Origin of the sequence: Paenibacillus sp. P36, from assembly GCF_045866505.1 — a bacterium.
Lineage (GTDB): Bacteria > Bacillota > Bacilli > Paenibacillales > NBRC-103111 > Paenibacillus_E > Paenibacillus_E chondroitinus.
Genome location: NZ_AP038372.1, coordinates 8,006,822 through 8,031,038, shown reverse-complemented (window position 1 = coordinate 8,031,038; position 24,217 = coordinate 8,006,822). Strand labels below are relative to the sequence as shown.

23 protein-coding genes and 1 riboswitch are annotated in these 24,217 nt (G+C 52.2%); of the genes, 19 read left to right on the top strand and 4 right to left on the bottom strand.

The window, feature by feature from the left end; genetic code table 11:
• Window positions 1-14: 14 nt before the first annotated feature.
• The 7 genes from ACKTT9_RS35175 to ACKTT9_RS35145 all read left to right on the top strand — a co-directional run bounded on the left by ACKTT9_RS35175 (window position 15) and on the right by ACKTT9_RS35145 (window position 7,695).
• Entirely contained in the window at window positions 15-509 is a 495-nt protein-coding gene (locus ACKTT9_RS35175) for a GNAT family N-acetyltransferase (protein WP_181646617.1), read from the top strand.
• A gap of 18 nt (window positions 510-527) precedes the next feature.
• Window positions 528-3,590, top strand: coding sequence for a cyclic nucleotide-binding domain-containing protein (locus ACKTT9_RS35170; protein WP_407869655.1), 3,063 nt, complete (start codon window positions 528-530; stop codon window positions 3,588-3,590).
• Between the two features lie 36 nt (window positions 3,591-3,626).
• Window positions 3,627-4,064: an ATP-binding protein gene (locus tag ACKTT9_RS35165; protein ID WP_407869654.1), complete on the top strand. Its 438-nt coding sequence runs from the start codon at window positions 3,627-3,629 to the stop codon at window positions 4,062-4,064.
• On the top strand, window positions 4,061-4,396 hold the full coding sequence (locus ACKTT9_RS35160; protein ID WP_407869653.1) for an STAS domain-containing protein: 336 nt from the start codon (window positions 4,061-4,063) through the stop codon (window positions 4,394-4,396). Before ACKTT9_RS35165 ends, ACKTT9_RS35160 begins: the two co-directional genes overlap by 4 nt.
• A 51-nt stretch (window positions 4,397-4,447) precedes the next feature.
• Window positions 4,448-5,824, top strand: a complete 1,377-nt coding sequence (locus ACKTT9_RS35155) for a PP2C family protein-serine/threonine phosphatase (RefSeq protein ID WP_407869652.1) — start codon at window positions 4,448-4,450, stop codon at window positions 5,822-5,824.
• 128 nt (window positions 5,825-5,952) lie between these two features.
• Window positions 5,953-6,924: a DUF4157 domain-containing protein gene (locus ACKTT9_RS35150; RefSeq protein WP_407869651.1), complete on the top strand. Its 972-nt coding sequence runs from the start codon at window positions 5,953-5,955 to the stop codon at window positions 6,922-6,924.
• A 249-nt stretch (window positions 6,925-7,173) separates the two neighbouring features.
• Window positions 7,174-7,695, top strand: coding sequence for a YbjN domain-containing protein (locus ACKTT9_RS35145; protein ID WP_407869650.1), 522 nt, complete (start codon window positions 7,174-7,176; stop codon window positions 7,693-7,695).
• A gap of 304 nt (window positions 7,696-7,999) precedes the next feature.
• Here ACKTT9_RS35145 and ACKTT9_RS35140 read toward each other — a convergent pair whose 3' ends face one another.
• The 3 genes from ACKTT9_RS35140 to ACKTT9_RS35130 form a co-directional block, all read right to left on the bottom strand.
• On the bottom strand, window positions 8,000-8,140 hold the full coding sequence (locus ACKTT9_RS35140; RefSeq protein ID WP_407869649.1) for a hypothetical protein: 141 nt from the start codon (window positions 8,138-8,140) through the stop codon (window positions 8,000-8,002).
• Between the two features lie 61 nt (window positions 8,141-8,201).
• The gene (locus ACKTT9_RS35135) at window positions 8,202-8,888 is read right to left on the bottom strand and encodes a hypothetical protein (RefSeq protein WP_407869648.1); all 687 of its coding nucleotides are present in this window, start codon (window positions 8,886-8,888) and stop codon (window positions 8,202-8,204) included.
• A gap of 166 nt (window positions 8,889-9,054) precedes the next feature.
• Window positions 9,055-10,038: a bile acid:sodium symporter family protein gene (locus ACKTT9_RS35130; protein WP_407869647.1), complete on the bottom strand. Its 984-nt coding sequence runs from the start codon at window positions 10,036-10,038 to the stop codon at window positions 9,055-9,057.
• Window positions 10,039-10,197: 159 nt separating this feature from the next.
• Window positions 10,198-10,296, top strand: a riboswitch (TPP riboswitch).
• A gap of 143 nt (window positions 10,297-10,439) precedes the next feature.
• Between ACKTT9_RS35130 and ACKTT9_RS35125 the strand changes: the two genes are divergently transcribed.
• From ACKTT9_RS35125 to ACKTT9_RS35085, 9 genes are all read left to right on the top strand, one after another.
• Window positions 10,440-11,087: a DUF561 domain-containing protein gene (locus tag ACKTT9_RS35125; RefSeq protein ID WP_407869646.1), complete on the top strand. Its 648-nt coding sequence runs from the start codon at window positions 10,440-10,442 to the stop codon at window positions 11,085-11,087.
• A complete protein-coding gene (thiO, locus tag ACKTT9_RS35120) occupies window positions 11,071-12,258 on the top strand; it encodes a glycine oxidase ThiO (protein ID WP_407869645.1) in 1,188 nt (395 codons plus the stop codon). The genes ACKTT9_RS35125 and thiO overlap by 17 nt, the downstream gene beginning before the upstream one ends.
• The gene (gene thiS, locus ACKTT9_RS35115) at window positions 12,242-12,445 is read left to right on the top strand and encodes a sulfur carrier protein ThiS (RefSeq protein ID WP_127458742.1); all 204 of its coding nucleotides are present in this window, start codon (window positions 12,242-12,244) and stop codon (window positions 12,443-12,445) included. The genes thiO and thiS overlap by 17 nt, the downstream gene beginning before the upstream one ends.
• A 6-nt stretch (window positions 12,446-12,451) precedes the next feature.
• The gene (locus ACKTT9_RS35110) at window positions 12,452-13,219 is read left to right on the top strand and encodes a thiazole synthase (RefSeq protein ID WP_315953022.1); all 768 of its coding nucleotides are present in this window, start codon (window positions 12,452-12,454) and stop codon (window positions 13,217-13,219) included.
• A gap of 40 nt (window positions 13,220-13,259) precedes the next feature.
• A complete protein-coding gene (gene thiD / locus ACKTT9_RS35105; RefSeq protein ID WP_407869644.1) occupies window positions 13,260-14,132 on the top strand; it encodes a bifunctional hydroxymethylpyrimidine kinase/phosphomethylpyrimidine kinase in 873 nt (290 codons plus the stop codon).
• Window positions 14,129-14,779, top strand: a complete 651-nt coding sequence (gene thiE / locus ACKTT9_RS35100; protein ID WP_407869643.1) for a thiamine phosphate synthase — start codon at window positions 14,129-14,131, stop codon at window positions 14,777-14,779. Before thiD ends, thiE begins: the two co-directional genes overlap by 4 nt.
• A 37-nt stretch (window positions 14,780-14,816) precedes the next feature.
• Window positions 14,817-16,604: a phosphomethylpyrimidine synthase ThiC gene (gene thiC, locus ACKTT9_RS35095; protein WP_407869642.1), complete on the top strand. Its 1,788-nt coding sequence runs from the start codon at window positions 14,817-14,819 to the stop codon at window positions 16,602-16,604.
• A gap of 288 nt (window positions 16,605-16,892) precedes the next feature.
• On the top strand, window positions 16,893-17,498 hold the full coding sequence (locus tag ACKTT9_RS35090) for a helix-turn-helix domain-containing protein (RefSeq protein WP_127453793.1): 606 nt from the start codon (window positions 16,893-16,895) through the stop codon (window positions 17,496-17,498).
• Between the two features lie 13 nt (window positions 17,499-17,511).
• Window positions 17,512-18,627: an aminopeptidase gene (locus tag ACKTT9_RS35085; protein ID WP_407869641.1), complete on the top strand. Its 1,116-nt coding sequence runs from the start codon at window positions 17,512-17,514 to the stop codon at window positions 18,625-18,627.
• A gap of 156 nt (window positions 18,628-18,783) precedes the next feature.
• Here ACKTT9_RS35085 and ACKTT9_RS35080 read toward each other — a convergent pair whose 3' ends face one another.
• Window positions 18,784-19,635, bottom strand: a complete 852-nt coding sequence (locus ACKTT9_RS35080) for an AraC family transcriptional regulator (RefSeq protein ID WP_127453789.1) — start codon at window positions 19,633-19,635, stop codon at window positions 18,784-18,786.
• A 156-nt stretch (window positions 19,636-19,791) separates the two neighbouring features.
• On the opposite strand from ACKTT9_RS35080, the gene ACKTT9_RS35075 reads away from it, so the two are divergent.
• The 3 genes from ACKTT9_RS35075 to hutU all read left to right on the top strand — a co-directional run bounded on the left by ACKTT9_RS35075 (window position 19,792) and on the right by hutU (window position 24,213).
• A complete protein-coding gene (locus ACKTT9_RS35075; protein ID WP_407869640.1) occupies window positions 19,792-20,643 on the top strand; it encodes a sugar phosphate isomerase/epimerase family protein in 852 nt (283 codons plus the stop codon).
• Window positions 20,644-20,942: 299 nt separating this feature from the next.
• Entirely contained in the window at window positions 20,943-22,520 is a 1,578-nt protein-coding gene (gene hutH / locus ACKTT9_RS35070) for a histidine ammonia-lyase (protein WP_407869639.1), read from the top strand.
• A gap of 19 nt (window positions 22,521-22,539) precedes the next feature.
• A complete protein-coding gene (gene hutU / locus ACKTT9_RS35065; protein WP_407869638.1) occupies window positions 22,540-24,213 on the top strand; it encodes a urocanate hydratase in 1,674 nt (557 codons plus the stop codon).
• Window positions 24,214-24,217: the final 4 nt, after the last annotated feature.

The following is a 24,217-nucleotide window of genomic DNA, read 5'->3' as shown; positions in this document are numbered from 1 at the left end:
GAGGCGAACTTGACATGCAAGTGCACGAGTTGACTACAGAGAGAGACGCACAACGGATTACGGAATTTTATTTATCTTCCTCCTCATTTGATGATCAAAGGCATACGCCGGGGGAGCTAGAGCATTTTCGCAATGCTCCCCTGCTTAGCTTGACTCAGCGCAATCACTGGCATTGGTTCATTGAGAATGAAGCCGGAGAGATCATTGCGGTGACCAGCTGCAAGGAAAATGAGCATCAATCCGGTGGTTATTTATGGGATTACTTAGCCGTACATCGCGATTATCGCCGGCATGGCTTTGCGAAAGTTTTGTTTCAAGCGCTAGAAACATTCTCGAGAGAAGCGGGAGGGCGCTACATTCTTACGTATACATGCGATTTACCCGAATATCAGCCTATTCAAAAAATGTTCCGGGCGAACGGCTTTGAACTCATCGGCACTTATCCGAATTACTATTACGAAGGCGAAGCGCGATTAGCTTTCTATAAACCGCTTATTGAAGACAAATGATAGATTGGACCTGATGATATGCAAGGAAGCTTAACCAGATGGATGGGACTGCGGACGGAAGATATCCGAAAGCTGTGGATGATGCTGCCGATCTTTTATTTTAGCGGGATTGCGGAATCATTGAACTATACGGCATTCATGGCCCTTTTTAACCAAAGATTCGGCGTGCAGTATTTGCCCTACATCTATATTGCCGAAGCGGCCATCATGCCTCTGGAGGGTTGGTTGCTGGCAAAGCTGGCCAATCGGTTGCCGAAGGCCAAATTGATGACGACGCTCTATCTGTTGATGATCGGTTTACTGGTGTTGAACGGTGCGGTGCTGCTGGGCTTCAAGCTGGGCGGCATTGACTTCCGCTATTATTATCCCATTATGTTCATCTCCTCCAACTTTGTTGTCAGGCAGCTGACGCTGCTCTTGTGGAGCACAGCTTTTGACTTATGCCCTACGCAGCAGGCCAAAAGATTGATGCCGGTGTTCATCGCGTCCACGACGACAGGTGGAATTACCGCCGGCTTGCTCGCTCATCAAATCGGCAAACTGCTCGGGACGGAAGCCGTCTATGCGCTCGCTCCGGTGTTGATGGTGTTCGGCTTCATCTTTTTTCGGAAGGCGCTCGCGCGCTACTTGGTGCCTTTAACGTTAAAAGAAGATCTGCGGCTAAAAAGCCAGAGCGGGACGGTTCAGGCAGAGGAAGAAGAAAAGCAGCTACCTGCCGGCTATTATGCCAAGCAGATGTTGCGCAGCCCGTTCCTATTGTGCGCAGTTGCGCTAATGACGCTGATGCCGGCCGTGTATTTCATGATCGAGTATCAGTACTTTACCGCGGCGGAAGCCAAGTTTCCATTAGAAGGCGATTTAACCTCTTTCTACGGCTTGATTACGGCCATTCAATTCACGTTCTGTCTTTTGCTGCAGACGGTGTCTACACGCTTAATGAACTGGTTGGGCGCAAGCAATATGCTGCTCGCCATCACCGTGGTATTCTTCGGCGGATTCGGACTTACGGCCTTATTTATGAATCAGTCCCTTGGATTGGCGCTGGTTTCGGGTTCCTATGCCGTCTTCTATATTTTGCTGTATTACATTGCGGAACCTTGTTATCAACTTTTTTTCAAAATGATGCCCATCTCCAAAAGGGACGGCTACCGTTATTTTGCTCAAGGTGTCGCTGCCTCAGGCGGGATATTGATTGGCTCCTTGCTGTCGCTGCTGCATTCCTTCGGCTTGATCCAACTGTCGCTGTTAGCTTGGCTAGGCGTAGGTTTGGCGGTCGTTCTCGTCATTGTCGCTTGGTACGGCAGGCACTTATACATCCGCGAGTTGGTTAAAAGTGTGCAATCGCTGCACGCTGATTTGTCTGATATTGCGGAATCCTTTATCGGGGGAATCCGCAGTTCCAAGGCGCTTTCCGCCATGCTGGGCTACTTGAAGCATCCGAACGATTATGTGCGGGAGCTGGCGCTTGAAGTCATCGGCAAGGCGAAGGATTCTGCGTTCCTGCCCCATTTGATTGGGATGATTGGGGAAGAAAGCTCACGCATCCGCATAGCTGTGCTACGCGCGATGAATCTCCAAGGCGCTACGATTCAAGATCTCGTACAGGTTGCGTCATTCCTTGAGGACGAAGACCCGGAGGTGCGCGCGGAAAGCGTGAAACTGATTTCGAAAGCAACGCATCTGAAAAGCCAGTCGCACTTTTTCATTCGCGTCAAGCTGTTGGATAACCATCCGAGGGTTGTACATGAAGGGGTTAAGGCGCTTTACTCGCTCGAAAGCGAAGAAAGCTATCAAGCCTGCGACGAGGCGATTATCAAAATGCTCGATAACGGCGGCGAATGGGCTGTCTATGGCTGCCATACCGTAGCGGATCTGAAGCTGGATAGCTATTCCGCTTGGGTGTTGTCGCTGCTCGATGATCATCGGCCCGCGGTTAAAGTTGCCGCTGCGGCCTGTCTCGGCAAGCTTAGCCACGTCGAGGCGATTCCGATTCTTCTGAACATGGTGCCTTTGGCGGATCAGGAGCTGCGCAAAGCGATTCTTCAAGCCTTGGTCGATATGGGCGATAAAGCATTGCCGACCCTGTCGGGCAGCCTGAACCATGCGAATCCTTTCATCTGGAACGCAGCCGTTACAGCTCTGGCAGAGCTGCTCGATGAAAATAAACTGAGAACGCAGCTCGTTGACCCTTGCGTAAATCGCATGCTAGCTTCGACGCAGGAACGAGCCTTGTCGGAAGCCCTGCTCCAACTAGGCATGAAGGGATTAGCGGAGCTTGCCAATCAACGGTGCGTTGAGCTGCACAATGCGCTTGTCGGCGGGGCTTGGGCCGTTATGGCCAAGTTCGTTGACGAACGTGTTGTGGCGACGCTGCGCGAAGCAACCAAGGACGAGAACGAAGAGGTCCGGGAGAATGCGCTTGAGGTGCTGGCCGAAGGGCTGGGGGACCGTAAATTGGCTTTGGCCCTGCTGGAATTATTGAAGCAAGGAACGGCCAGCAGCGATACAGCGATGACCGAGCCGCTCAAGTTGCTGCAAGAAGCTGCGAGATGGTCGGACGATTGGCTGAAGGATATTGCGGTTTACGCATTAAGTTCACTGGAGCGTGATGGGATGAGAGAAGAGCGCAAGTTTTTGACCATGCTGGATAAAGTTATTTTCCTGAAGCAGGTATCCTTATTCGCCGATTTGTCTGTGGATGAACTGGGGTTAATTGCTGGTATTGCGACGGAAGAAGTCCACGAAGACCTCACCTATTTACTGCGCCGGGGGCAAAGCAATTCAGCGATGTATTTAATCATTGAGGGCAACGTTGAGCTGAGCAATGAGACTGGTGTAGGCGAGACAGTAACAATTGGTGTTCTGGGACCCAAACAACCATTTGGGGAAACAACGGCTCTGGACGGATCACCTTCTGCCGTTACAGCTCAGGCTATTTTCGATGAAGTGCGAGTGCTTGCACTGCAAGGTGAAAGTCTTTCCCGACTGGTGAGATTGTATCCGGAGATCGGCATCGGCCTGCTGCATGCCTCAAGTGCCCGCGTTCGTTTGCTGGAAAATATGCTTTTGAAAATGGCTTAAAGGGCTAGGTGGATAAGCAGAGAGGGCGGGACGAACGTGTCAGTAGAGACCATCGTGTTAAGCAATGATCTGAAGGAGCTCGAGCGGTTAGGCGCATTCTTAAAAGGGCTGTCACCAGCGATGGGCATGGATGATCAGACGTTATTCCAATTGAATTTGGTCTGCGACGAGCTGGTAACCAATGTCATTCTCTATGGGCACCCCCCGGAGGAGCGCGGTATGCACACGATCCGTCTCGACATTGGGGCTGCTGCGGATAGCTGGGAGCTTTGCCTGACGGATCGCGGAGTGCCTTTTAATCCGCTGCTCAAGGCAAGCCCCCGGGTTGACCTTAGTATGGACGAGCGTGGGATCGGCGGTCTGGGTATTCACTTTGTGAAACAAGTGATGGATGATATCCGCTATGAGCGTCTGAACGAAGAGAATATAGTGATGATGACAAAACGCCGAATTCAGAAGGAGGGAATATCATGAATGTAACGGAGAGCATGCAGGGGGACATCGTCCTGCTGAGCTTAAATGGCAGACTGGATGCTAATACGTCCGCGAGCTTGGAAGCCGTTTTCTCGAAGTTGGTCGAACAAGGGAAGGGCAAGTTTGTTTTTGATCTGCAAGGACTTGACTATGTAAGCTCCGCAGGACTTAGAAGCTTATTGTCCGCAGCGAAAATGATCAAGGTCATCCAAGGCAAGTTGGCACTTGTGCGCATGAATGAGAATGTCAAAGAGGTTTTCGATATGTCAGGGTTTAGTTCCATTTTTTCGATTTATGACAAGGAAGATGATGCGATCCATGCCATTTCCTAGCCGAACGAGTAAGTGTGAAGGCCGAGCCCAAGAACTGGGGAGGCGTACGAAATGAATATCGTCGTAGGTGCTCTTCTTCTTGTTTGCTTGGTGATTGGCATCGTATGGCAGCTTAGCGAACGAAGGCGCAAGACGGCTGATCTGGAGCTTCAGCGGACGATGCAGCTGTTCGATGTCAGCTTGGAAGTGAACTCAACGATTCACAAACAGGATTTGCTGATCAAAATCATGGAGACCTCCTCCCGCATCATGAATGCAGAAGCTTCTTCCGTCATCTTGGTCGATGAGGAAAAAGATGAGCTGTTTTTCGACCTTGCGCTTGGTGAAAAAGGCGATGAAGTCCGCGAAATTCGCCTCAAAATCGGCGAAGGCATCGCCGGCTGGGTGGCTCAGACCGGCCAATCGGTCAAAATCGACGATGCAGCGCAGGACGAACGCTGGTCCTCGAAGGTCGCCAAACGCGTCGATTATCCGACGCGTAACATGCTTTGCGTGCCGCTGGTGAGCAAAGGTAAAATTATCGGCGTGCTGCAGGTGCTGAACAAGCGCGAGGATGTGCATTTTACCGACCGTGATTTGCAGCTACTAGAGTCCATTGCTTCTCCGATCGCGGCATCTTTGGAAAATGCCATGCTCTACGACGTTTTGGAGAAAACGACGGCTGCCAAAGAACGAATGGAAAGCGAACTGCGCATCGCAACCAACATTCAAATGGGTTTCTTGCCACGTCAAGGCTTGTACTTGACGGCGGATGCCACTGAAACTACGGCGGAAGCAAGGGCATTTATTCGTCCGGCACGTGAGGTCGGCGGCGACTTTTACGATTATTTTCGACTTGGCGACGATAAGCTGTTTTTCGTTTTGGGGGATGTATCGGATAAAGGGATTCCTGCGGCGTTGTTCATGGCGGTTACGATGACCTTGCTCAAGGGGAAAATGAGCCCGGATATGTCGCCTGGAGAGCTGCTTACAGCCGTGAATCAAGAGTTGTATAAGGACGATTCGACGATGTTTGCGACGATTTTCTGCGGTGTGCTTCATATAGACACGGGGCGTTTGCAGTACAGTGACGGCGGTCATTGTCCGCCATACATTGTCCGTGGTAACGGCGATGTGGAACAGCTGAAGGGGAAAAAGGGACTTCCGCTTGGCGTCATGGATGACATGCTTTATGCGGATAACGAAGTGACGCTTGATCAGGGTGACCGCCTGATCATGTATACGGATGGCATTACGGAAGCAGAAAACCGGCAGCAAGAGCAATATGGCTTCTCGCGACTTCATGAGCTTTTACAAAAGGAGTTGTCGAGCCAGCCGGCACATCTTCTGGAACAGATGACCCAGGATGTTGACCATTTCGCAAATGGCGCCATCCAATCGGATGATATTGCCGTGCTCATCATAGATCGAAAACCAAACAAAATGTAACCTCAAAAATCAGCAGGTATGATATAGTGAAACTAGATGACATCATGCGCTCAGATACGGATAATGATGGGGCGCAAGCCGTCAATTGATGGCATTTTACTCAGTACGACCATTCTAGGAGGGTTCATATGCCAATGCATCTATCGCGTATCAACAGGCAGCCAGATACTTCCCTGCACAATCAACATCGTAATAAGAGTCATTCACAAGGGCAGTCTGCAGTAGCAGATCTCATGAATATACAACGGGCTATTGGGAATAAAGCGGTAGGCAGCATGCTGTCCATACAGACGAAACTGACGGTTGGGCCGGCAGGAGACGCTTATGAACAAGAGGCGGATCAAGTTGGCAAAGAAGTGGCGGACAAAATCGCAGCCTCGGAAAATAGCGGAGCGTCCGCTGATGTGCAGCGGAGCGAAAGTGGAGAGTCGGAAGAGGAAGAGCTGCAGATGAAGCCGTCCTCGGAGACGATCCAGCGGAGTGAAGGCGGGGAGATGGAAGAGGAAGAGCTGCAGATGAAGCCATCCTCGGAGACGATCCAGCGGAGCGAAGGCGGGGAGATGGAAGAGGAAGAGCTGCAGATGAAGCCGTCCTCGGAGACGATCCAGCGGAGCGAAGGCGGAGAGATGGAAGAGGAAGAGCTGCAGATGAAGCCATCCTCGGAGACGATCCAGCGGAGCGAAGGCGGAGAGATGGAAGAGGAAGAGCTGCAGATGAAGCCGTCTTCGGAGACGATCCAGCGGAGCGAAGGCGGAGAGATGGAAGAGGAAGAGCTGCAGATGAAGTCGTCTGACGGCGAAGCGTTTGAGGCGGATGCTTCCATTGAATCCGAGATTAAATCCATGCAAGGCAGCGGTAGTAAAATGGACGCGCAAATTCAGGCTAAGATGGAATCGGCCTTTAATGCGGATTTCAGCAATGTTAACATCCATAATAATCCACAGTCATCGAAGATGAATGCTTCGTTAGGGGCGGAAGCTTTTGCGACAGGGAATGATATCTTTTTCCGTGAAGGACGCTATAACCCGGATTCGCGCGAAGGTCAGGAGCTGCTTGGACATGAGTTAACGCATGTCATCCAACAGCGTGGCGGCAAATAAAGTGAATCTATAAGCAACAGGGATAATGATGTCGCCTGTTGCTTTTTCGCGTGTGGGGAGTGGGTAAGTGTATCCCTGTATCCCGTTCACATTTGCATAGAAGCTTTGGGAAGAAGTATATTTGCACTTGAGAAAGTTAAGAATGAGCAGATTATAGGGTAAGCAGATGAATGAATTTGAAGTGCATTTGAATGGATTAAGCAGCCTAGTTAAAGCATTGGGCATAAGAAAGTAGGAGGGCGGACGGATATGCTGCCAGATCATGTACACGAGCGTCATTTCGCGCAATTAGGACTTTTGAAAGAGATTTTGGATGAGACAGGCCTTGCCACCAATTTGTTGGAGAAATCAGACGCGATTCCGCTTCACGTGCTGATGGCCGGTTTTCAAGAGGATAAAAAGGAGCGGGAACGGTTCCTGCACTTTAGCTTTTTACCTTTGAACGATGAAGAGATTGCAGCGATTCAGCTGCTGCAAATATACAGCACGCTTCCTTTTCATCTCGAAGAAGGTAAGCGCGATGAGGTTGCCGCCGTGCTGCTTGAGATCAACACGCGGTTGCCGATTGGCCATTTTGGCATTAATGAGCATAATGAGCTGCATTACCGCTATGTGTACAGCATCTCGGCTGCGCGTTCTTTTGACAGTGAGGAAGTGCTGGAGATTTTAAGCTTGTTCGTTTATATGTGTGATATGTTTGCCGATCACGTTGAGCTGGTGGCTAGCGGTGAGGCGGATGCCGAGCAGGTTGTTCAGGCACTCAGAGGTTAACCATCAACGCCGAAAAGGGCTGTCCCGGATGTAGAGAAATCTACCGACGGGAAGCCCTTTTTTCGTTATGTTGCTGCCACCACGATGGCCATGGCCTTGCTCAGCATGCAGCCTGCTTATGCGCTAACGGACTCAGGTGCCGCTATTCGATGAAATAGAGCCCTTTTCAAAATCTAACGGACACAGTAGCCGCTATTTACCTCTGTGGCAGCGTTTTTCACTGCTTTGAGGTGCAATAACGCTTCTGGAGTCCGTTAGCTCAAAAATCAGGCTATTTTATTGGAAATAGCGCCTGTGGGGTCCGTTACAATTGGCTGTTGGCAGCACTAGGCAAACCGAGTCGCGTTTCACCGCTGAAGCCTTCCGGCAACGTCAAAATGCTTTGCAGCGCGGAAACGCTGTCAGCGCTATACACCAAATTCCGCGGGCCTGCGCCCGGTTTCACCGATGTTTCACCATACGGATGAAGGACGGCCTGAAGTTCCTCTAAAGATGATGCCTCTGTTTTACTTCACTCTCTCCTGCAAAAGCTCCACAAGCTGTTTGCCCGGATCTTTCATCATTTGCCCGCCATTGCCACCGGCAGGACGATTGCCGCCGTTGCCACCGTTCGCGCGAGGCTGTTTCCCAGCGTTTGCGCCGTCCGAACCGGCCGCTGCATTCGGTGAAGCCGAAGGGGAAGGTGCACCTGAGGCGTCCGGTTTCGCGCCTTTTTGCCCATTGAAGTTGCCACGTGTGCCATCGCCTGGATTGCCGCCGTTACCTCCCTGGCCTCTTCCACCGCCATTGCCCATATTCGCCATCTTGCTCGCAGCGTCGTCGATGAACTTCTTCTGCGCATCCGTCAGCTTCTCGAGCAGCTTCGTTTTGTTCTCGTCGCTGAGCTCAGCTTTGGTTTCGATGTCCTGCGCAACGGGCAGCATGACTTGGGCCTGGTCCTTAGTGATCGCAAGTCCTTCAGCTTTGTCCATCATAAGAAGCGTTTGGAAGGTGCTGAACAACTGTCTCTGCGCCTGGCTCATAGCGGGACGATTTTGCCCCTGTTGCTTCGCATCCGGTGAAGCTTGTGCGCTCGCTTGAGGTTGTGCTGTACTTGCCGCTGCTTGCTGAGGGGAAGCTTGGTTGCCGCAACCGCTGAGCAAAGCGGGGAGAAGGATGCATAAGCCGGCTATTTGTTTCATTTTAATTTTCATATGTCTATGTACCACTCCTATCGATAATCTTCCATTTCATTCTCATTGTACGGCGTAATTATGAAAAAAAAGAGAAGGGAAGCTGAATAGGAGATAAATGTTAGCTTAAAAATGGCTGAGTGTGTAAAAGAGCATGCAAAAAAGAAGCTGCACAGGCAGCTCCTCATTAAACTTGTTTAGCTCGATTCACAGTTAGATTAGGTCTATCGGTTTTCAAAGCGTATTTTCTGTTCAAAAGAAATCCGAATAACGACGCCAGCGACTGCTGGAACAGCATCCCTAGCACAACGGGAATCGCCACCGGAGGCGGAAAGTACGCTACAGCAAGCACGGCGCCGGCGCTAATATTCCGCATCCCGCTGTTAAACGTAAGCGCCACAACGACGTCCTGCTCCCACTTCATCAGCTTGGCGACGATCCATCCCAGGATGTAGCCGAGGGAAGCGAGGGCTAGTACAAAACCGGCCAAACCAAGCAGTTTGGCATTAAAATCACGCAAGTATGGCGCGATAACGGAGCTGTTAATCGCAACAACGATGCCCATGCATATTTTCGAAAAAGGACCTAGACGGCCGCTCCACTGCTCTTTAATTTTGCCCTTCGTCCATTGATTAAGGAGCATGCCCAGCAAGGACGGGACGACGATCATGAAGAATAGACCTTGCATCATGGCAAAAGTGTCCATCTGGACTTTCGTGCCGACCAGTGCAGAGAGTGTATAAGGAACAACAAACGGTGAAAGAACGGTATCCATGAGAATAATGGATAGAGTCAGCACGATGTTTCCACGATAAATGGCGACCCACACGAAGCTTGTAATCCCTGTTGGAATGGCTGCGGCCAGAATGAGCCCTGTGATGGTTAATGGTTCCGAGCTGTAAACGGCGTGACCGAGCCCAAGCGCAAGCAGCGGCATACCAACATGTAGAATCAGCAGCGTAGCGATAAGTGGGAAGGGCTGGACGATCACTTTAACAAATTCCTTGAAGCTGGAGCTGATGCTGCCCGAGAATGTCATAAAGGCAAACAGCCAAGGCGATAAGAAGGTAAAGCCGGATAAATGACTGCCGAGCAGAACGCCGATAAGTACGCTGACAGGCGTGATGAGTGGCAAAATTTTTTCCAGCTGGCGATTCAATTGAGCTAGCATCTGGGTGTTCATCCTTCCTGACAATGGATAATAAAGGCCGAGGGTTGCGTTCTCCCTATTATAAGAGCATTAGCTTCGGGTGACTAGGATAAGATGGGTTGGAAATTTTTATTTCCATCGACTGGATACCGTGTTATGATAATGAACAAATGAATACGAATGTATCCCTAGGGGCGCCGCAAGGCTGAGACAGAGCAATCTGAACCCTTTGAACCTGAACTGGGTCATACCAGCGGAGGAAAGTGGAAACCGGACTTTGGCGCCTCATTTTTGCATGTTTATTATGCGGGCAACCTACAACCACTTTTCTTGGGAAAAGTGGTTTTTTTGCGTCTTGATTGCCGCACCAGGCTAAATTGCCTATCGATACATCGGTTCAAAAAGTGAGGAGGCGGACTTCCATGTCCGAGCGCGAGCTGCATGTGATATCGAATGGCAAGTTGGCATGGAAGGAGATGGCTGCCATTGCAACCCAGATCCATCCTTATGTCACGGCCATACATATACGAGAGAAAAATAAGCCGATGGATGAAGTTTTTATGGGCGTACAGTATTTGTTGGAACAAGGTATACCCGCGAAAACACTTTGTATCAACGGCTACCCCTGGATGGCAACTGCTGCAGGGCTTGGCGGTTTGCACCTTCCCGAAAGCTCTCCACAGCTGTTGAAGATAAGAGATAGCTATCCAAGCGCGCATCGCACAGGAGTCTCTGTACATAGCACAGAGGAAGCTGTCAAACGCGAGCGCGAAGGGGCGGATTATGTCTTGTATGGGCATATTTTTGCAACAGGTTCAAAGCTGGGGGTTGAACCAAGAGGGCTTGAACAACTGGGGAATGTTGTCCGGCAGGTAACGATTCCGGTCATCGCTATCGGTGGCATAACACCTGCAAGAGTAAGGCCTGTTCTAGCTGCGGGAGCTTCCGGCATCGCGGTGATGAGCGGCATTTGGGAGGCGGATGACCCCATGGAAACCGTAAAAGCTTACATCCAAGAGTTGCAGCAGCAAGAAGAAACTAGAGGTGAGAGACTTGAAGCATACGAGTGACGTTATCATCGTTGGCGGAGGCGTGATAGGCGCATCGATCGCCTATCACTTGGCGAAGCGAGGCCAGTCCGTCACGCTGCTGGAGCGCAGCAGGCTGGGGACGGAGGCCTCGGCTGCCGCAGCCGGCATGCTCGGAGCGCAGTCCGAGATGGCGGACACCGGGCCCCTGTTCCAGTGGGCCAGGCAAAGCAGAGCGATGTTCCCCGAACTGAGCGGGGAACTGAGGAGCCTCACGGGCATCGACATCGGTCTCGTCCGTGAAGGGCTTTTGAACGTCGCGCTCAGCGACGATCAGGAGCAAGAGCTGCGCGCGAGGGAGAAGCTCCAGCGCGCAGCGGGTGAAAAAGCGGAGTGGCTGAGCGCAGCCGCAGCCTCAGCGCTCGAACCCGCGCTGAGCCGAGTGACGCGCGGAGCATTGTACCTGCCCGAGGATGGGCAGGTCGAGGCGCCGCAGCTGGCGGCGGCATTCGCGCAGGCGGCGCGGGTGCTCGGGGCGAAGCTGCAGGAATTCGCCCACGTGCAAGGGCTGCTGACGGAGCGCGATCGCGTCATCGGCGTAATGACGAGCGAGGGGCCGCTGTATAGCGAGCACGTTGTTGTGGCGGCCGGCACGTGGAGCGGCCAGTTCCTTGCCAGCAGCGGGATCGACCTGCCGGTGTATCCCGTGAAGGGGGAGTGCTTCTCGGTACTCACGGAGAAGCGCGAGCTGCAGAAGACCCTGTTCACGCCAGGGTGCTATATTGTCCCCAAAGCGGGAGGCCGGCTGCTCGTAGGCGCCACGGTTGTGCCGAACAGCTACGACCGCAAGGTGTCGCTGGCAGGGCTCGCGGAGCTGATGGAGCGAGCGAAGCAATTAATGCCCGCAATCGGCGATGCCGAGTGGGAGAAGGCTTGGTCAGGCCTGCGTCCGCAGACGCCAGACGGCATGCCGTACATCGGCAAAGTCCCGATGTATGAGGGCTTGTTTGCGGCCTGCGGGCATTACCGCAACGGGATTTTGCTCAGCCCGATCACAGGGAAGATTATCGCTCAGCTCGTATTAGGCGAGGACGTGGGCAGTTTACAGCCCAATTTGGAAGCATTTTGCCCCGATCAGTCGCGAACGTCCAAGCGCTTGGAAAGTGGGCGACTACAAGGAGAGGAGCTGCAAAGCATTGAAGCTGCACATTAACGGCCAAAGCGTAGAGGTTCCGGATGCGATTCGTACGATTGAAGAGCTGCTAGCCCATTTTGAGCTGCAGGAGAAAATGCTCGTTGTCGAGCATAATCAGAACATTTTACAAAAAGAAGATCATGTGAAAACGGAGTTATCGGAAGGACATAAAATCGAAATCGTTCATTTTGTTGGAGGGGGATAATTAACCATGTTAAAAATCGGTCCATATGAATTTCGTTCAAGATTGCTGTTAGGTACAGGCAAATTCCCGAATTTTGATATTCAGAAGCAGGCTGTGGATGTGAGCGAATCGCAGATTTTGACGTTTGCGGTACGGAGGATGAACATTTTTGAGGCGAGCCAACCGAATTTCTTATCCATGCTGGATGTGTCGAACTTCACGCTGCTGCCGAACACGGCCGGGGCGAAAACAGCGGAAGAAGCGGTGCGCATCGCCAAATTGGCGAAGGCATCCGGGCTTTGCGACATGATTAAGGTAGAAGTGATTGGCGATGAAATGACGCTGCTGCCTGACCCTGTTGAAACATTAAAAGCGTCGGAGATGCTGCTTGAAGAGGGCTTCATCGTACTGCCGTATACGTCGGATGACGTGTTATTGGCTAAGCGCCTGCAAGCGCTCGGAGTACATGCCATCATGCCGGGGGCATCACCGATTGGCACAGGACAGGGCATTATCAATCCCCTCAACCTGAGCTTCATTATTGAGCAAGCAACGGTGCCGGTCATCGTCGATGCCGGTATAGGCGCTCCTTCGGACGCAGCGCTGGCGATGGAGATGGGCGCAGATGGCGTGCTGCTGAACACAGCGGTTTCAGGTGCCAAGGATCCGGTCAAAATGGCGTATGCCATGAAGCTCGCTATTGAAGCGGGACGCGCCGGCTTCGAGGCAGGTCGAATTCCGAAGAAACGTTATGCTTCTGCGAGCAGTCCGATGGATGGTTTTAGCCGGGTTTAGGATGGGCTGAATGTAACTAATTCTGATAGGGGGAGCTCAGATGTCCATATATAAAGCTCTGACCATCGCCGGTTCCGATAGCGGAGGGGGAGCAGGAATCCAAGCCGATTTAAAGACGTTCCAGGAGCTTGGCGTCTACGGTATGTCGGTGATTACGGCCGTGACAGCGCAGAACACGTTAGGCGTTCAAGGCGTGTTCCCGATGAGCGCTCAGGCAGTGGAACAGCAGCTAGCGTCCATCGGAGCCGATTTGCGGCCGGATGCGCTCAAAACCGGGATGTTATTCTCGTCTGAAATCATCCAAATCGTTGCTGCAGCGATAAAAAGCTACAAATGGGAGCGGGTTGTCGTCGATCCCGTCATGATCGCCAAAGGCGGCGCCTCTTTGCTTCAACAAGAGGCGATAGACGCCATGATTGAATACCTGCTGCCGCTGGCTGACGTGGTCACGCCAAACATTCCGGAAGCGGAGGCGCTTAGCGGGATATCGATCACGGATAGCGAGTCGCGTCAGCAAGCAGCAAGAAAAATCCATGCATACGGCTGTCAGCATGTGATGATCAAAGGCGGACATGAAGCGGATTCGGTTTATGCTACGGATCTGCTCTATGACGGGAAGTCGTTCACAGAGTACTCTTCCCGACGATTACATACACCGCATACACACGGTACAGGCTGCACATTTGCTGCGGCTATTACTTCTGGACTTGCGCAGGGTCTGCCAGCTTCTGAATCTTTGCATTTGGCCAAAAATTTCATCCAAGCCGCTATTGCCGAGCCGCTGTATATCGGAAGCGGCCATGGGCCAACGAACCATTGGGCGTACGGGCGGGGGCAAAGGCAGGAGGGCGCTGCTGTATCCTCCAACACGATTATAGTGAGTCACGATGTTTATGCTGGAGGTACGCGATGACGAGTGAAGAACTGCGCAAAGCGCTGCGGTTGTATTTGGTGATGGGCAGCCCGAACTGCGGAGGGGCTGACCCTTATGGGGTGCTGGAGGCGGCGATTGCCGGCGGCATCACGATGTTTCAGCTCCGCGAGAAAGGCGCCGGGGCCCTGCAGGGGCCGGCGCTGCTCGAGCTGGGCGCCCGGCTGCGCCGCTTATGCGCGCAGCACCGGATCCCTTTCATCGTCAACGACGATGAAAGGCTTGCTCTAGAGCTGGAGGCCGATGGGCTTCACATCGGCCAAGAGGACGCCCCAGCCGCCGCCGTGCGGCAGCGGCTGAAGCATATGATCGTGGGCGTGTCAGCCCACGATCTGGGGGAGGCGCAGTCGGCGCTGGCCGAAGGCGCCGACTACCTGGGCGTAGGCCCCCAATACGCCACGCGCACGAAGCTCGATGCGCGTGAGGTCCAGGGGCCTGCCATGATTGCCCGGATGCGCGAAGGCGGCATCCGGCTACCCTTGGTTGGCATCGGGGGCATCGATGCCACGAATGCTTTGCCCGTCATCCGCGCAGGGGCGGATGGCGTGGCGGTTGTGAGCGCGATCGCTGGCGCGCGCTCCCCGCAGGACGCTGCGTCGGAGCTGGATCGCATTTTAAAGATGCCGTAGTCGTTTATACAATTACCCATTAAAAGGAGGTCATGATGTGACAACAAGCAATAACAGCAGCCCCGTGAAAGACGTTCAAGTTTCTACATTTCCTGGCAGTAAAAAGGTGTATCTACAAGGGTCGAGACCGGATATCCAAGTACCTGTGAGGGAAATTTCGCTCGGGACATCCACGAATATTCACGGCGACGAAGTAGCGAATGAGCCTGTACATGTGTATGATACAAGCGGTATTTATACGGATACGGAACAAAATACCAATATTCGCCAAGGGCTGCCGGCTAATCGCTTGCCATGGATTGAAGAACGCGGGGACGTAGAAGCCTATGAGGGACGTGAGGTAAAGCCGGAAGATAACGGGCTTTCCTCGCCGGATGCAAGAGGAGCTGCGGAAGTATTCCCGGGATTAAATCGAAAGCCGCTTCGAGCTAAGCCGGGCTGCAACGTAACCCAGATGCATTATGCCCGCAAAGGTATCATAACGCCCGAAATGGAGTACATTGCGATTCGCGAGAATCTGGATAGTGAGTTTGTGCGGAAAGAAGTCGCGCTGGGCCGGGCCATTATTCCTTCTAATATTAATCACCCGGAAAGCGAGCCAATGATCATCGGACGCAACTTTCTGGTGAAAATCAATGCGAACATCGGAAATTCCGCGGTCGCTTCTTCCATTGAGGAAGAGGTGGAGAAAATGACGTGGGCCACCCGTTGGGGCGCAGATACGATAATGGATTTGTCGACAGGCAAAAACATACATACAACACGCGAGTGGATCATCCGCAATTCACCGGTTCCAGTAGGTACGGTGCCTTTGTACCAAGCGCTTGAGAAAGTAAACGGCAAGGCCGAGGACCTCTCATGGGAAGTGTATCGGGATACACTGATTGAGCAGGCGGAGCAAGGGGTCAGTTATTTCACGATTCATGCGGGCGTGCTGCTCCGTTACATTCCTATGACCGCTCAGCGTGTAACGGGGATCGTGTCTCGCGGGGGATCCATTATGGCCGCCTGGTGTTTGGCGCATCACCAAGAGAACTTTCTGTATACGCATTTTGAAGAGATATGCGAAATTATGAAAGCCTACGACGTCGCCTTCTCGCTCGGCGACGGGCTGCGTCCCGGTTCGATCGCGGATGCGAACGACGAAGCGCAATTCGCTGAGTTGGATACGCTTGGCGAACTGACCAAAATCGCTTGGCGCCACGACGTCCAAGTGATGATTGAAGGGCCGGGTCATGTGCCGATGCACATGATCAAGGAAAACATGGACCGTCAGCTGGAAGTCTGCGATGAAGCGCCATTCTACACGCTAGGACCGCTGACGACGGACATTGCGCCGGGTTACGACCACATCACCTCCGCGATTGGTGCGGCGATGATTGGTTGGTTCGGCACGGCGATGCTGTGTTATGTGACGCCGAAGGAGCATCTCGGCCTCCCGAACAAAGAGGACGTCCGCGTTGGGGTCGTCACCTACAAGATCGCTGCGCATGCCGCCGATCTTGCCAAAGGGCACCCGGGCGCGCAAATTCGCGACAACGCGCTGTCGAAGGCGCGCTTTGAGTTCCGCTGGCGCGACCAGTTCAATCTCTCGCTCGATCCGGAGCGAGCGGTCGAGTACCACGATGAGACGCTGCCGGCCGAGGGCGCCAAAACAGCACACTTTTGCTCCATGTGTGGACCGAAGTTTTGCTCCATGAGAATCACGCAGGATATCAGGCAGTACGCGCATGCACGGGGGCTGGATGAAGCATCGGCGGTGAGCAGCGGGATGCAGGAAAAGTCGAATGAGTTCCGTAAAGCGGGAAACCAAATTTATAGTTAAAAATTATGGGACGTTTTGCGCCTTTCTTGGTGACAGAAACGTCCCTTTTTGCTACCATAGAGAATAAAGCTTAACTTCGTTAATTCGTTAACGCGTTGAAACATTTAAGTGAGGGGGATGTCGATGAGCATTGCAGAAACGGCAATTGACATGATTTCCTTTTCGCATTATGATACGGTTAAAAAGATTTGACCGTCGTTTAATTAATCTCGTAAGAGATTAAAAGTTGACCAACAGACGCTTGTTTACACGGCAAAATTGGTACATGAGAGGGAGGTCGAATCCAGGATGAAGCTGCAACCGGTCTATATTATTGAAGAGTTAGAACAATTAAAAACGATAAGTGATCCACTGCGCGCCAAGGTGCTGCTTTATCTCATCGAGAAAGCGTATACCGGCCAACAATTGGCTAAACTATTAGGAATGGCGCGTGCCAAAGTACATTATCATTTGAATGAGCTGGAAAAGCATGGATTGATTTCAGTGATACGTACGGAACTCAAGAATGGTATCGTTCAAAAGTTTTACCGTGCCGTCGCGCGTGGCTTCGTGCCTAGCGAAGCGCTGCTCCCCTATGTTTCCGAGGTAGAGAACTACTACCGTGAGAGAACTTTGAGCGTGCTTGCGCGTGCCAGACGCAGAGCGATTAATGCCCCGGAAGAGGCGTTCCAAATTCCATCTGCTGACCGTGCGCATTGGCCAATCATTATGACGCAGGTCGAAGTCAAAATGAGCAAAGAAAAATATGCGGAATGGCTTAGAAAGTTTCGTGCGCTTATTTTTGAACTCGATTCTCAGCAGGAAGAGAACGGGGAATGGTTTTACTTGACGACAGTCGGCTTCCAGACGAATGAGCCGTCTTTTGACCCAGTGGATGAAGTAGAGAAGAAATAGAGGAGAGATAGATATGTTAGATCCAAGATTAACGAAACTGGCTGATGTGCTTGTGAATTATTCGGTTAAAGCGCAGCCTGGCGAAAATATTTTGATCGAAGCTTACGGCATCGATAACGCGCTTGTCAAAGAACTCGTGAAAAAAATTCACGCAGCCGGCGCTCATCCTTATGTTAACGTGCGGGACCATGCGATCATTCGCCAGCTTGTTATGGAAGGAACAGAAGCTCAAATGCAAACTTGGGCGGATGTGGACGCTTTCCAAATGAAGAAAATGCAAGGCTACATAGGCGTGCGCGGCGGAGCTAACATTTACGAGCTATCGGATATCCCGGCGGACCGGATGAAGCTTTACAATTCCATTTACTATCAACAAGTTCACTTTGATGTTCGTATAAAGGATACAAGATGGGTCGTTCTTCGTTACCCGACATCTTCCATGGCGCAGCTGGCTAGCATGAGCACAGATGCATTCGAAGAGTTCTATTTCAACGTATGTACGATGGATTACGGCAAAATGTCCAAAGCGATGGACGCGCTGAAAGAATTGATGGATCGCACGGATAAAGTGCGTCTGGTCGGTCCTGGAACGGATCTGACGTTCTCGATCAAAGGAATCGGCGGCGTGAAATGCGACGGCGAATTGAACATTCCGGATGGCGAAGTTTACTCCGCACCGGTTCGTGATTCCGTTAACGGCGTTATTTCCTTTAATACACCTACACCGCATGACGGCTTTATTTTCGAAAACATTGTGCTTGAATTTGAAAAGGGTAAAATCATTAAAGCGACGGCGAACGATACGGATCGCATTAATGAAATTTTCGATATGGATGAAGGCGCCCGTTATGTTGGGGAATTTGCGATCGGCGTGAACCCGTTCATCCAACATCCAATGAAAGATACGTTGTTCGATGAGAAAATCGACGGCAGCTTCCACTTCACACCAGGCAACTGCTACGACGATGCTTACAACGGCAATAAGTCCTCGCTGCACTGGGATATCGTGAACATCCAACGTCCGGAGTACGGCGGCGGCGAAATTTGGTTCGATGATGTGCTGATTCGCAAGGACGGTATTTTCGTTCTGCCTGAGCTATTGCAGTTGAACCCGGAAAATTTGAAATAAGTTGAGTGATGAGGTCCTCTAGATCCTGCACGGTGTGCGGGGATGGGGGGCTTTTTGTTTTTGGTTTAGCTACTGTAAGAGTGTTTTTCAGCATTAAAGCCGCAGATACGCGTGCATAAAAGCAGCCCCCGTCTATGACGGGGGCTATGTGCGCAATCAGCCCCGCCGCTGCTGCGCCTGGTACTGGCGCGGGGGAAGGCCGACCGCTTTTTTGAAGGTGCGGATGAAGTTGGAGTAGTCGTTGAAGCCGGCCAACTGGCATGTATCCGTGACCGTAGAGCCTTCGCGGAGCAGCTGCTTCGCTTTGTTAATGCGCTTAAACAGAATGTGCTCGTGAATGGTGCTGCCTGTATGTTTTTTGAATAATCGGCAAAGATAGGAGCGATTCATAAACACCACATGCTCCAGCACTTCGAGCGACAGATCCTGGTCCAGATTTTCGTCAATATACGTAAAAAGGGAGGACAGCTTATCAGGGATCATGACCTGATCCTCTTGTTTGCCTTGATTGAGGAAAATCCGGTTAATAAACACGAGCAGCTCGGTAAAAGCGGCCACAAATAAAATGTCCGATCCAGGCAACGCTTGAGGGCGCGTGTACAGCTCCATGCGCTCGAATATTTTCAGGAAGTCATCAATTTGCTGGGGATTCAGACGCATCCGGTTTTGTTCGCCGAACTTGCGGTTATTGAAACAGTGCAGCAAATCAAACTGAGAAGAATTCAGGTTTGCGAGCAGCGCAGGATTAAAGTGGATGACGCAGTTCTCATAACGCTGTTTTTTGGATTGGAAATTAGGCCTGTGAAGCTCGTTGCTGTGCATGATTAACAGATCGCCATACTGCAAATGATAGACTTGTTTTTCGATAAAATAGTGAACATCCCCGGTTAGGAAAAAATAGATTTCATATTGATCCTGATGCTGATGGAAATCCATCGGCCGCGGCTCATTCGTCAAGGTATGGCGGAAATTGATCAACTGATGAAGATTTTGGTATAGATCCTGCATGAGAGGTTCTCCTCTATTAAACTGGAGTCAATATTAGCAAACTTTTGCCCAATTAATGCAATGAATACGTTTTTATTATACTGCAAAATAAAGAAGAGTTAAACAAACAAGCTATTCTACTTACAACGATGATCGATACTCTAAGGAGGATTCAATATGAAATTGTCTATTTTTACAGTAGCAACACCTGACTTAACACCTGAGGAACTGGCCAAGGCAGCAACAACAGCAGGTATTGAAGGGATTGAATGGCGTTTTAAAGATACTCCGGCGGAAGTGGCTAACGAGAAGCCGTCTTTCTGGCGTAACAATCTTTGTTCCATTGATCCAAGTGCTTCCGATGAAGAATTGGAGCGTTTCAGACTCATTGCTGTTAACAATAACCTGGTGAATTTAAGCGTTACTCCTTACTTGAATGACTGCAATGTGGATGAAACTGAGCGTGTATTTAAAGCGGCGAAAAAAGTAGGAGCTTCTTTCATCCGTTGCGGAGTTCCTAATTATGATAAAAGCGTAAACTATAACGATTTGTTTGCAAAAGCTACGGACTATTTGCACCACGTGCAAGAGTTTTCGCAGCAATATGGCATCAAGGCGTTGGCTGAAATCCACCATAACACAATTACTCCAAGCGCAGGGCTGTCTCACCGCCTGGTTTCGCAGTTCAATCCAGACCACATCGGCGTGCTGCATGATGCAGGCAACATGGTCCACGAAGGTTTCGAGAACTACCGCATGGGTCTTGAGCTGCTAGGGCCATACCTGGCACATGTGCATGTGAAAAATGCGCAATGGGTACCGACAGGTGAAACGCAAGACGGCATTAAGCTTTGGAAAAGCGAGTGGGCACCGATTGACGCGGGTATCGTGAACTGGAAACAGCTGCTGGTTGATTTGAAAGCAGTTGGATACGACGGCTACCTTGGCATCGAAGATTTCAGCGGTCAATACGGCTCGCAAGAAATGCTAAACAATTTCTCTTCCAAAGTGAAAGAATGGTTAGCTTAAATTGTTAGATCAAAGTCTCATTCGCTAAGGCGGGTGAGGCTTTTTTTGCGTGGATGCCAGCATTTGGGCAATAAGCCATATTGACAGTCTGCGAACCCCCGTGTGACAATAAAGGAAGGTATAACAAAAGGTATAACAAAACAATTCAAAAAGTGAGTGAGCGCGATGAGGGATCGGCTGGAGCAGGATACCGGACAATCGCATAAACGCCTCTTTTTTAAAAAAGGGACCGTATGGAAGAGAACATCTTCCGTACGGTCCCTTTCTTTTATTAAAGCGAGAAAGGGGTCTGAATAGACATGGCGATGATATATGAAGAGAAGCTGCAACAAGATGACGGAGGAGGTAAACCTCCGGTGAAATTAGATGGTGAGCAGTTGACGCCGGCATTGGTGGTAGCGGTTGCTTACGAAGGAGTGCCTGTGGCACTGGAGGAAGAAGCGATGAAATGCGTGGTGAAGTGCCGCGCTATGGTGGAGGAGCTTGTCGCGACAGGTCAAGTGGTGTATGGCGTCACGACGGGCTTCGGGAAATTCAGCGATGTACGCATTTCCCCGCAGGACGCTGTGCAGCTGCAGCTCAATCTGATCCGCAGCCATGCTTGCGCGGTGGGCAGGCCGCTGCCGGAACCGACCGTGCGGGCGTTGATGCTGCTGCGCGCAAACGCCCTGGCCAAAGGGCACTCCGGCATCCGGCCGGAAACGCTGCAGCTGCTGGTCGATTGCATCAATGGCGGCGTGCATCCCATTGTGCCGGAGCAGGGCTCGCTTGGCGCAAGCGGGGACTTGGCGCCACTGTCTCATCTGGCGCTCGTGCTGATGGGCGAAGGCGAGGCCATCTACCAAGGGCAGCGCCTGCCGGGCGCTCTGGCGCTTGCCAAAGCAGGGCTGAAGCCGATTACGCTTCAGGCGAAAGAAGGGCTTGCCTTGATCAACGGCACGCAGATTATGGCCTCGATCGGCACGTTAGCGTTCGTCAAAGCAGAGCGCCTCGCACGGATCGCGGATGTCATCGCGGCGATGACAGTGGAGTGCTTGCGCGGCATCCCGGACGCTTATGCCGATGAAGTGCAGCGCGTTCGTCCTTATCCGGAGCAGATCGGGGTAGCGGGCAACCTGCGCACATTGCTGCAAGGCAGCAAGCTGACGACGCGCCAGGGCGAAATTCGCGTGCAGGACGCCTATTCCTTGCGCTGCTTGCCGCAGGTTCATGGTGCGACGCGCCAAGTTCTTGGTTATGCGGGAGACAAGATCGCCATAGAGATTAATTCAGCGACAGATAATCCTTTATTATTCGTGGATAAAGGACTTGTCATCTCCGGAGGCAATTTCCACGGGCAGCCGATTGCTTTTGCGATGGATTTTCTGAAAATCGGCATGAGCGAGCTTGCGAACATTTCCGAACGCCGCACGGAGCGGCTGGTGAATCCGGCGTTATCCGGCGGACTGCCTGCTTTTCTCAGCCATAACCCTGGTGTCGGCTCCGGCATGATGATTACCCAGTATGTCAGCGCATCGCTTGTGTCGGAGAATAAAGTGCTGGCTCACCCTTCCAGCGTAGATTCCATCCCGTCTTCGGCAAACCAGGAGGACCATGTGTCGATGGGAACAACGGCAGCGCGCCATGCGGCCCAAGTGATCGACAATGTGTCGAAGGTGCTGGCGATCGAACTGATTTGTGCAGCTGAAGCCGCTGAGTTCATCGGGGCGGAAGGTCTTGCCCCAGCCACTCGCGTGCTGTACGACAAACTGCGAGAACTCGTCCCGCCCGTGATTGAGGATCGCTCCACCTCTCGTGAGATTGAGGAAGTAGCTGCTGCGCTGCTGGAAGGCGAATGGCTGCGAGCCGTTGAGGCAGTTACAGGTTCGTTATTTTAAAATCAAAGGAGATGCTGATATGACGAATGCTAACCACGGAAAAAGAGTCATCCGCGCCCCTCGAGGCACAGACTTATCCTGCAAAGGCTGGGTGCAGGAAGCGGCAATGCGTATGCTGATGAACAATCTGGACCCTGAGGTCGCAGAGCGCCCGGAGGATCTTGTGGTTTATGGCGGTATCGGCAAAGCAGCGCGAAATTGGCCGGCGTTTGACGCCATTGTTCGTGAGCTCCAGCGTTTGGACAACGATGAAACTTTGCTCATTCAGTCGGGTAAGCCGGTAGGTGTTTTCAAAACGCATGAACGGGCTCCCCGTGTCCTGCTGTCCAATTCGGTGCTTGTGCCCAAATGGGCCAATTGGGAGCATTTCCGCGAGCTGGAAGCGAAGGGGCTGATGATGTACGGCCAAATGACAGCGGGCAGCTGGATTTACATCGGTACGCAGGGCATTCTGCAAGGCACCTACGAAACGTTCGCTGAAGCGGCAAGACAGCATGCAGGAGGTACGCTGCAAGGTACGCTGACCCTGACTGCCGGTCTTGGCGGCATGGGCGGCGCGCAGCCTCTGGCGGTTACGATGAATGAAGGCGTCGTCATCGCCGTGGAAGTCGATCGCACCCGGATCGAGCGCCGTATTCAAACCCGCTATTGCGATGTGCTCGCGGAAACATTGGATGAAGCGCTTCTCCTCGCCGAGAAAGCGACGGCAGCCGGGAAGCCGCTCGCCATAGGACTTCTGGGCAATGCGTCAGAAGTGTATCCGGAATTTGTGCGGCGCGGGATTAAGCCGGATTTTGTAACGGATCAGACTTCGGCGCATGACCCGCTTATCGGATATATCCCGGCCGGGATGACGCTGGAGGAAGCAGCGGAACTCCGGCAGAGCGACCCGGAAACGTATGTGCAGCTTTCCAAAAACAGTATGGCCGTGCATGTGCAAGCGATGCTTGATCTGCAAAAGATGGGAGCCATTGTATTCGACTATGGCAACAACATTCGTCAGGTTGCGTTCGACCAAGGCGTTGCGAATGCTTTTGATTTCCCAGGCTTTGTTCCTGCGTATATCCGACCGCTGTTCTGTGAGGGCAAGGGGCCTTTTCGTTGGGCCGCGCTTTCCGGCGATCCGGAGGACATTCGCAAAACCGATGAGCTCGTGCTGCGCCTCTTCCCGGACAACGCCCATTTGCATCGTTGGATTAAAATGGCGGGCGAACGCGTCGCCTTCCAAGGGCTGCCGGCGCGGATCTGCTGGCTGGGCTATGGCGAGCGCGAGAAATTCGGGCTCGCGCTTAACGAGATGGTCCGTAGCGGAGAACTGAAGGCGCCGATTGTTATTGGTCGCGATCATCTGGATTGCGGCTCCGTCGCTTCGCCGAATCGGGAAACGGAAGCGATGAAGGACGGCTCTGATGCCGTTGGCGACTGGGCGATATTGAATGCTTTAATCAATACGTCGGCAGGCGCCTCTTGGGTTTCTATTCACCATGGCGGCGGAGTTGGTATGGGTTATTCGCTTCACGCAGGCATGGTCGTGGTGGCAGATGGAACGGATGCAGCGGCGGAAAGGCTGCGTTGTGTGCTGACCTCAGACCCTGGCATGGGCGTTATCCGCCATGTGGATGCCGGGTATGACGAAGCGGTCGAAACGGCGGAGAAACACGGCATCCGCATCCCGATGCGCGAGCAGGAATAGGAGG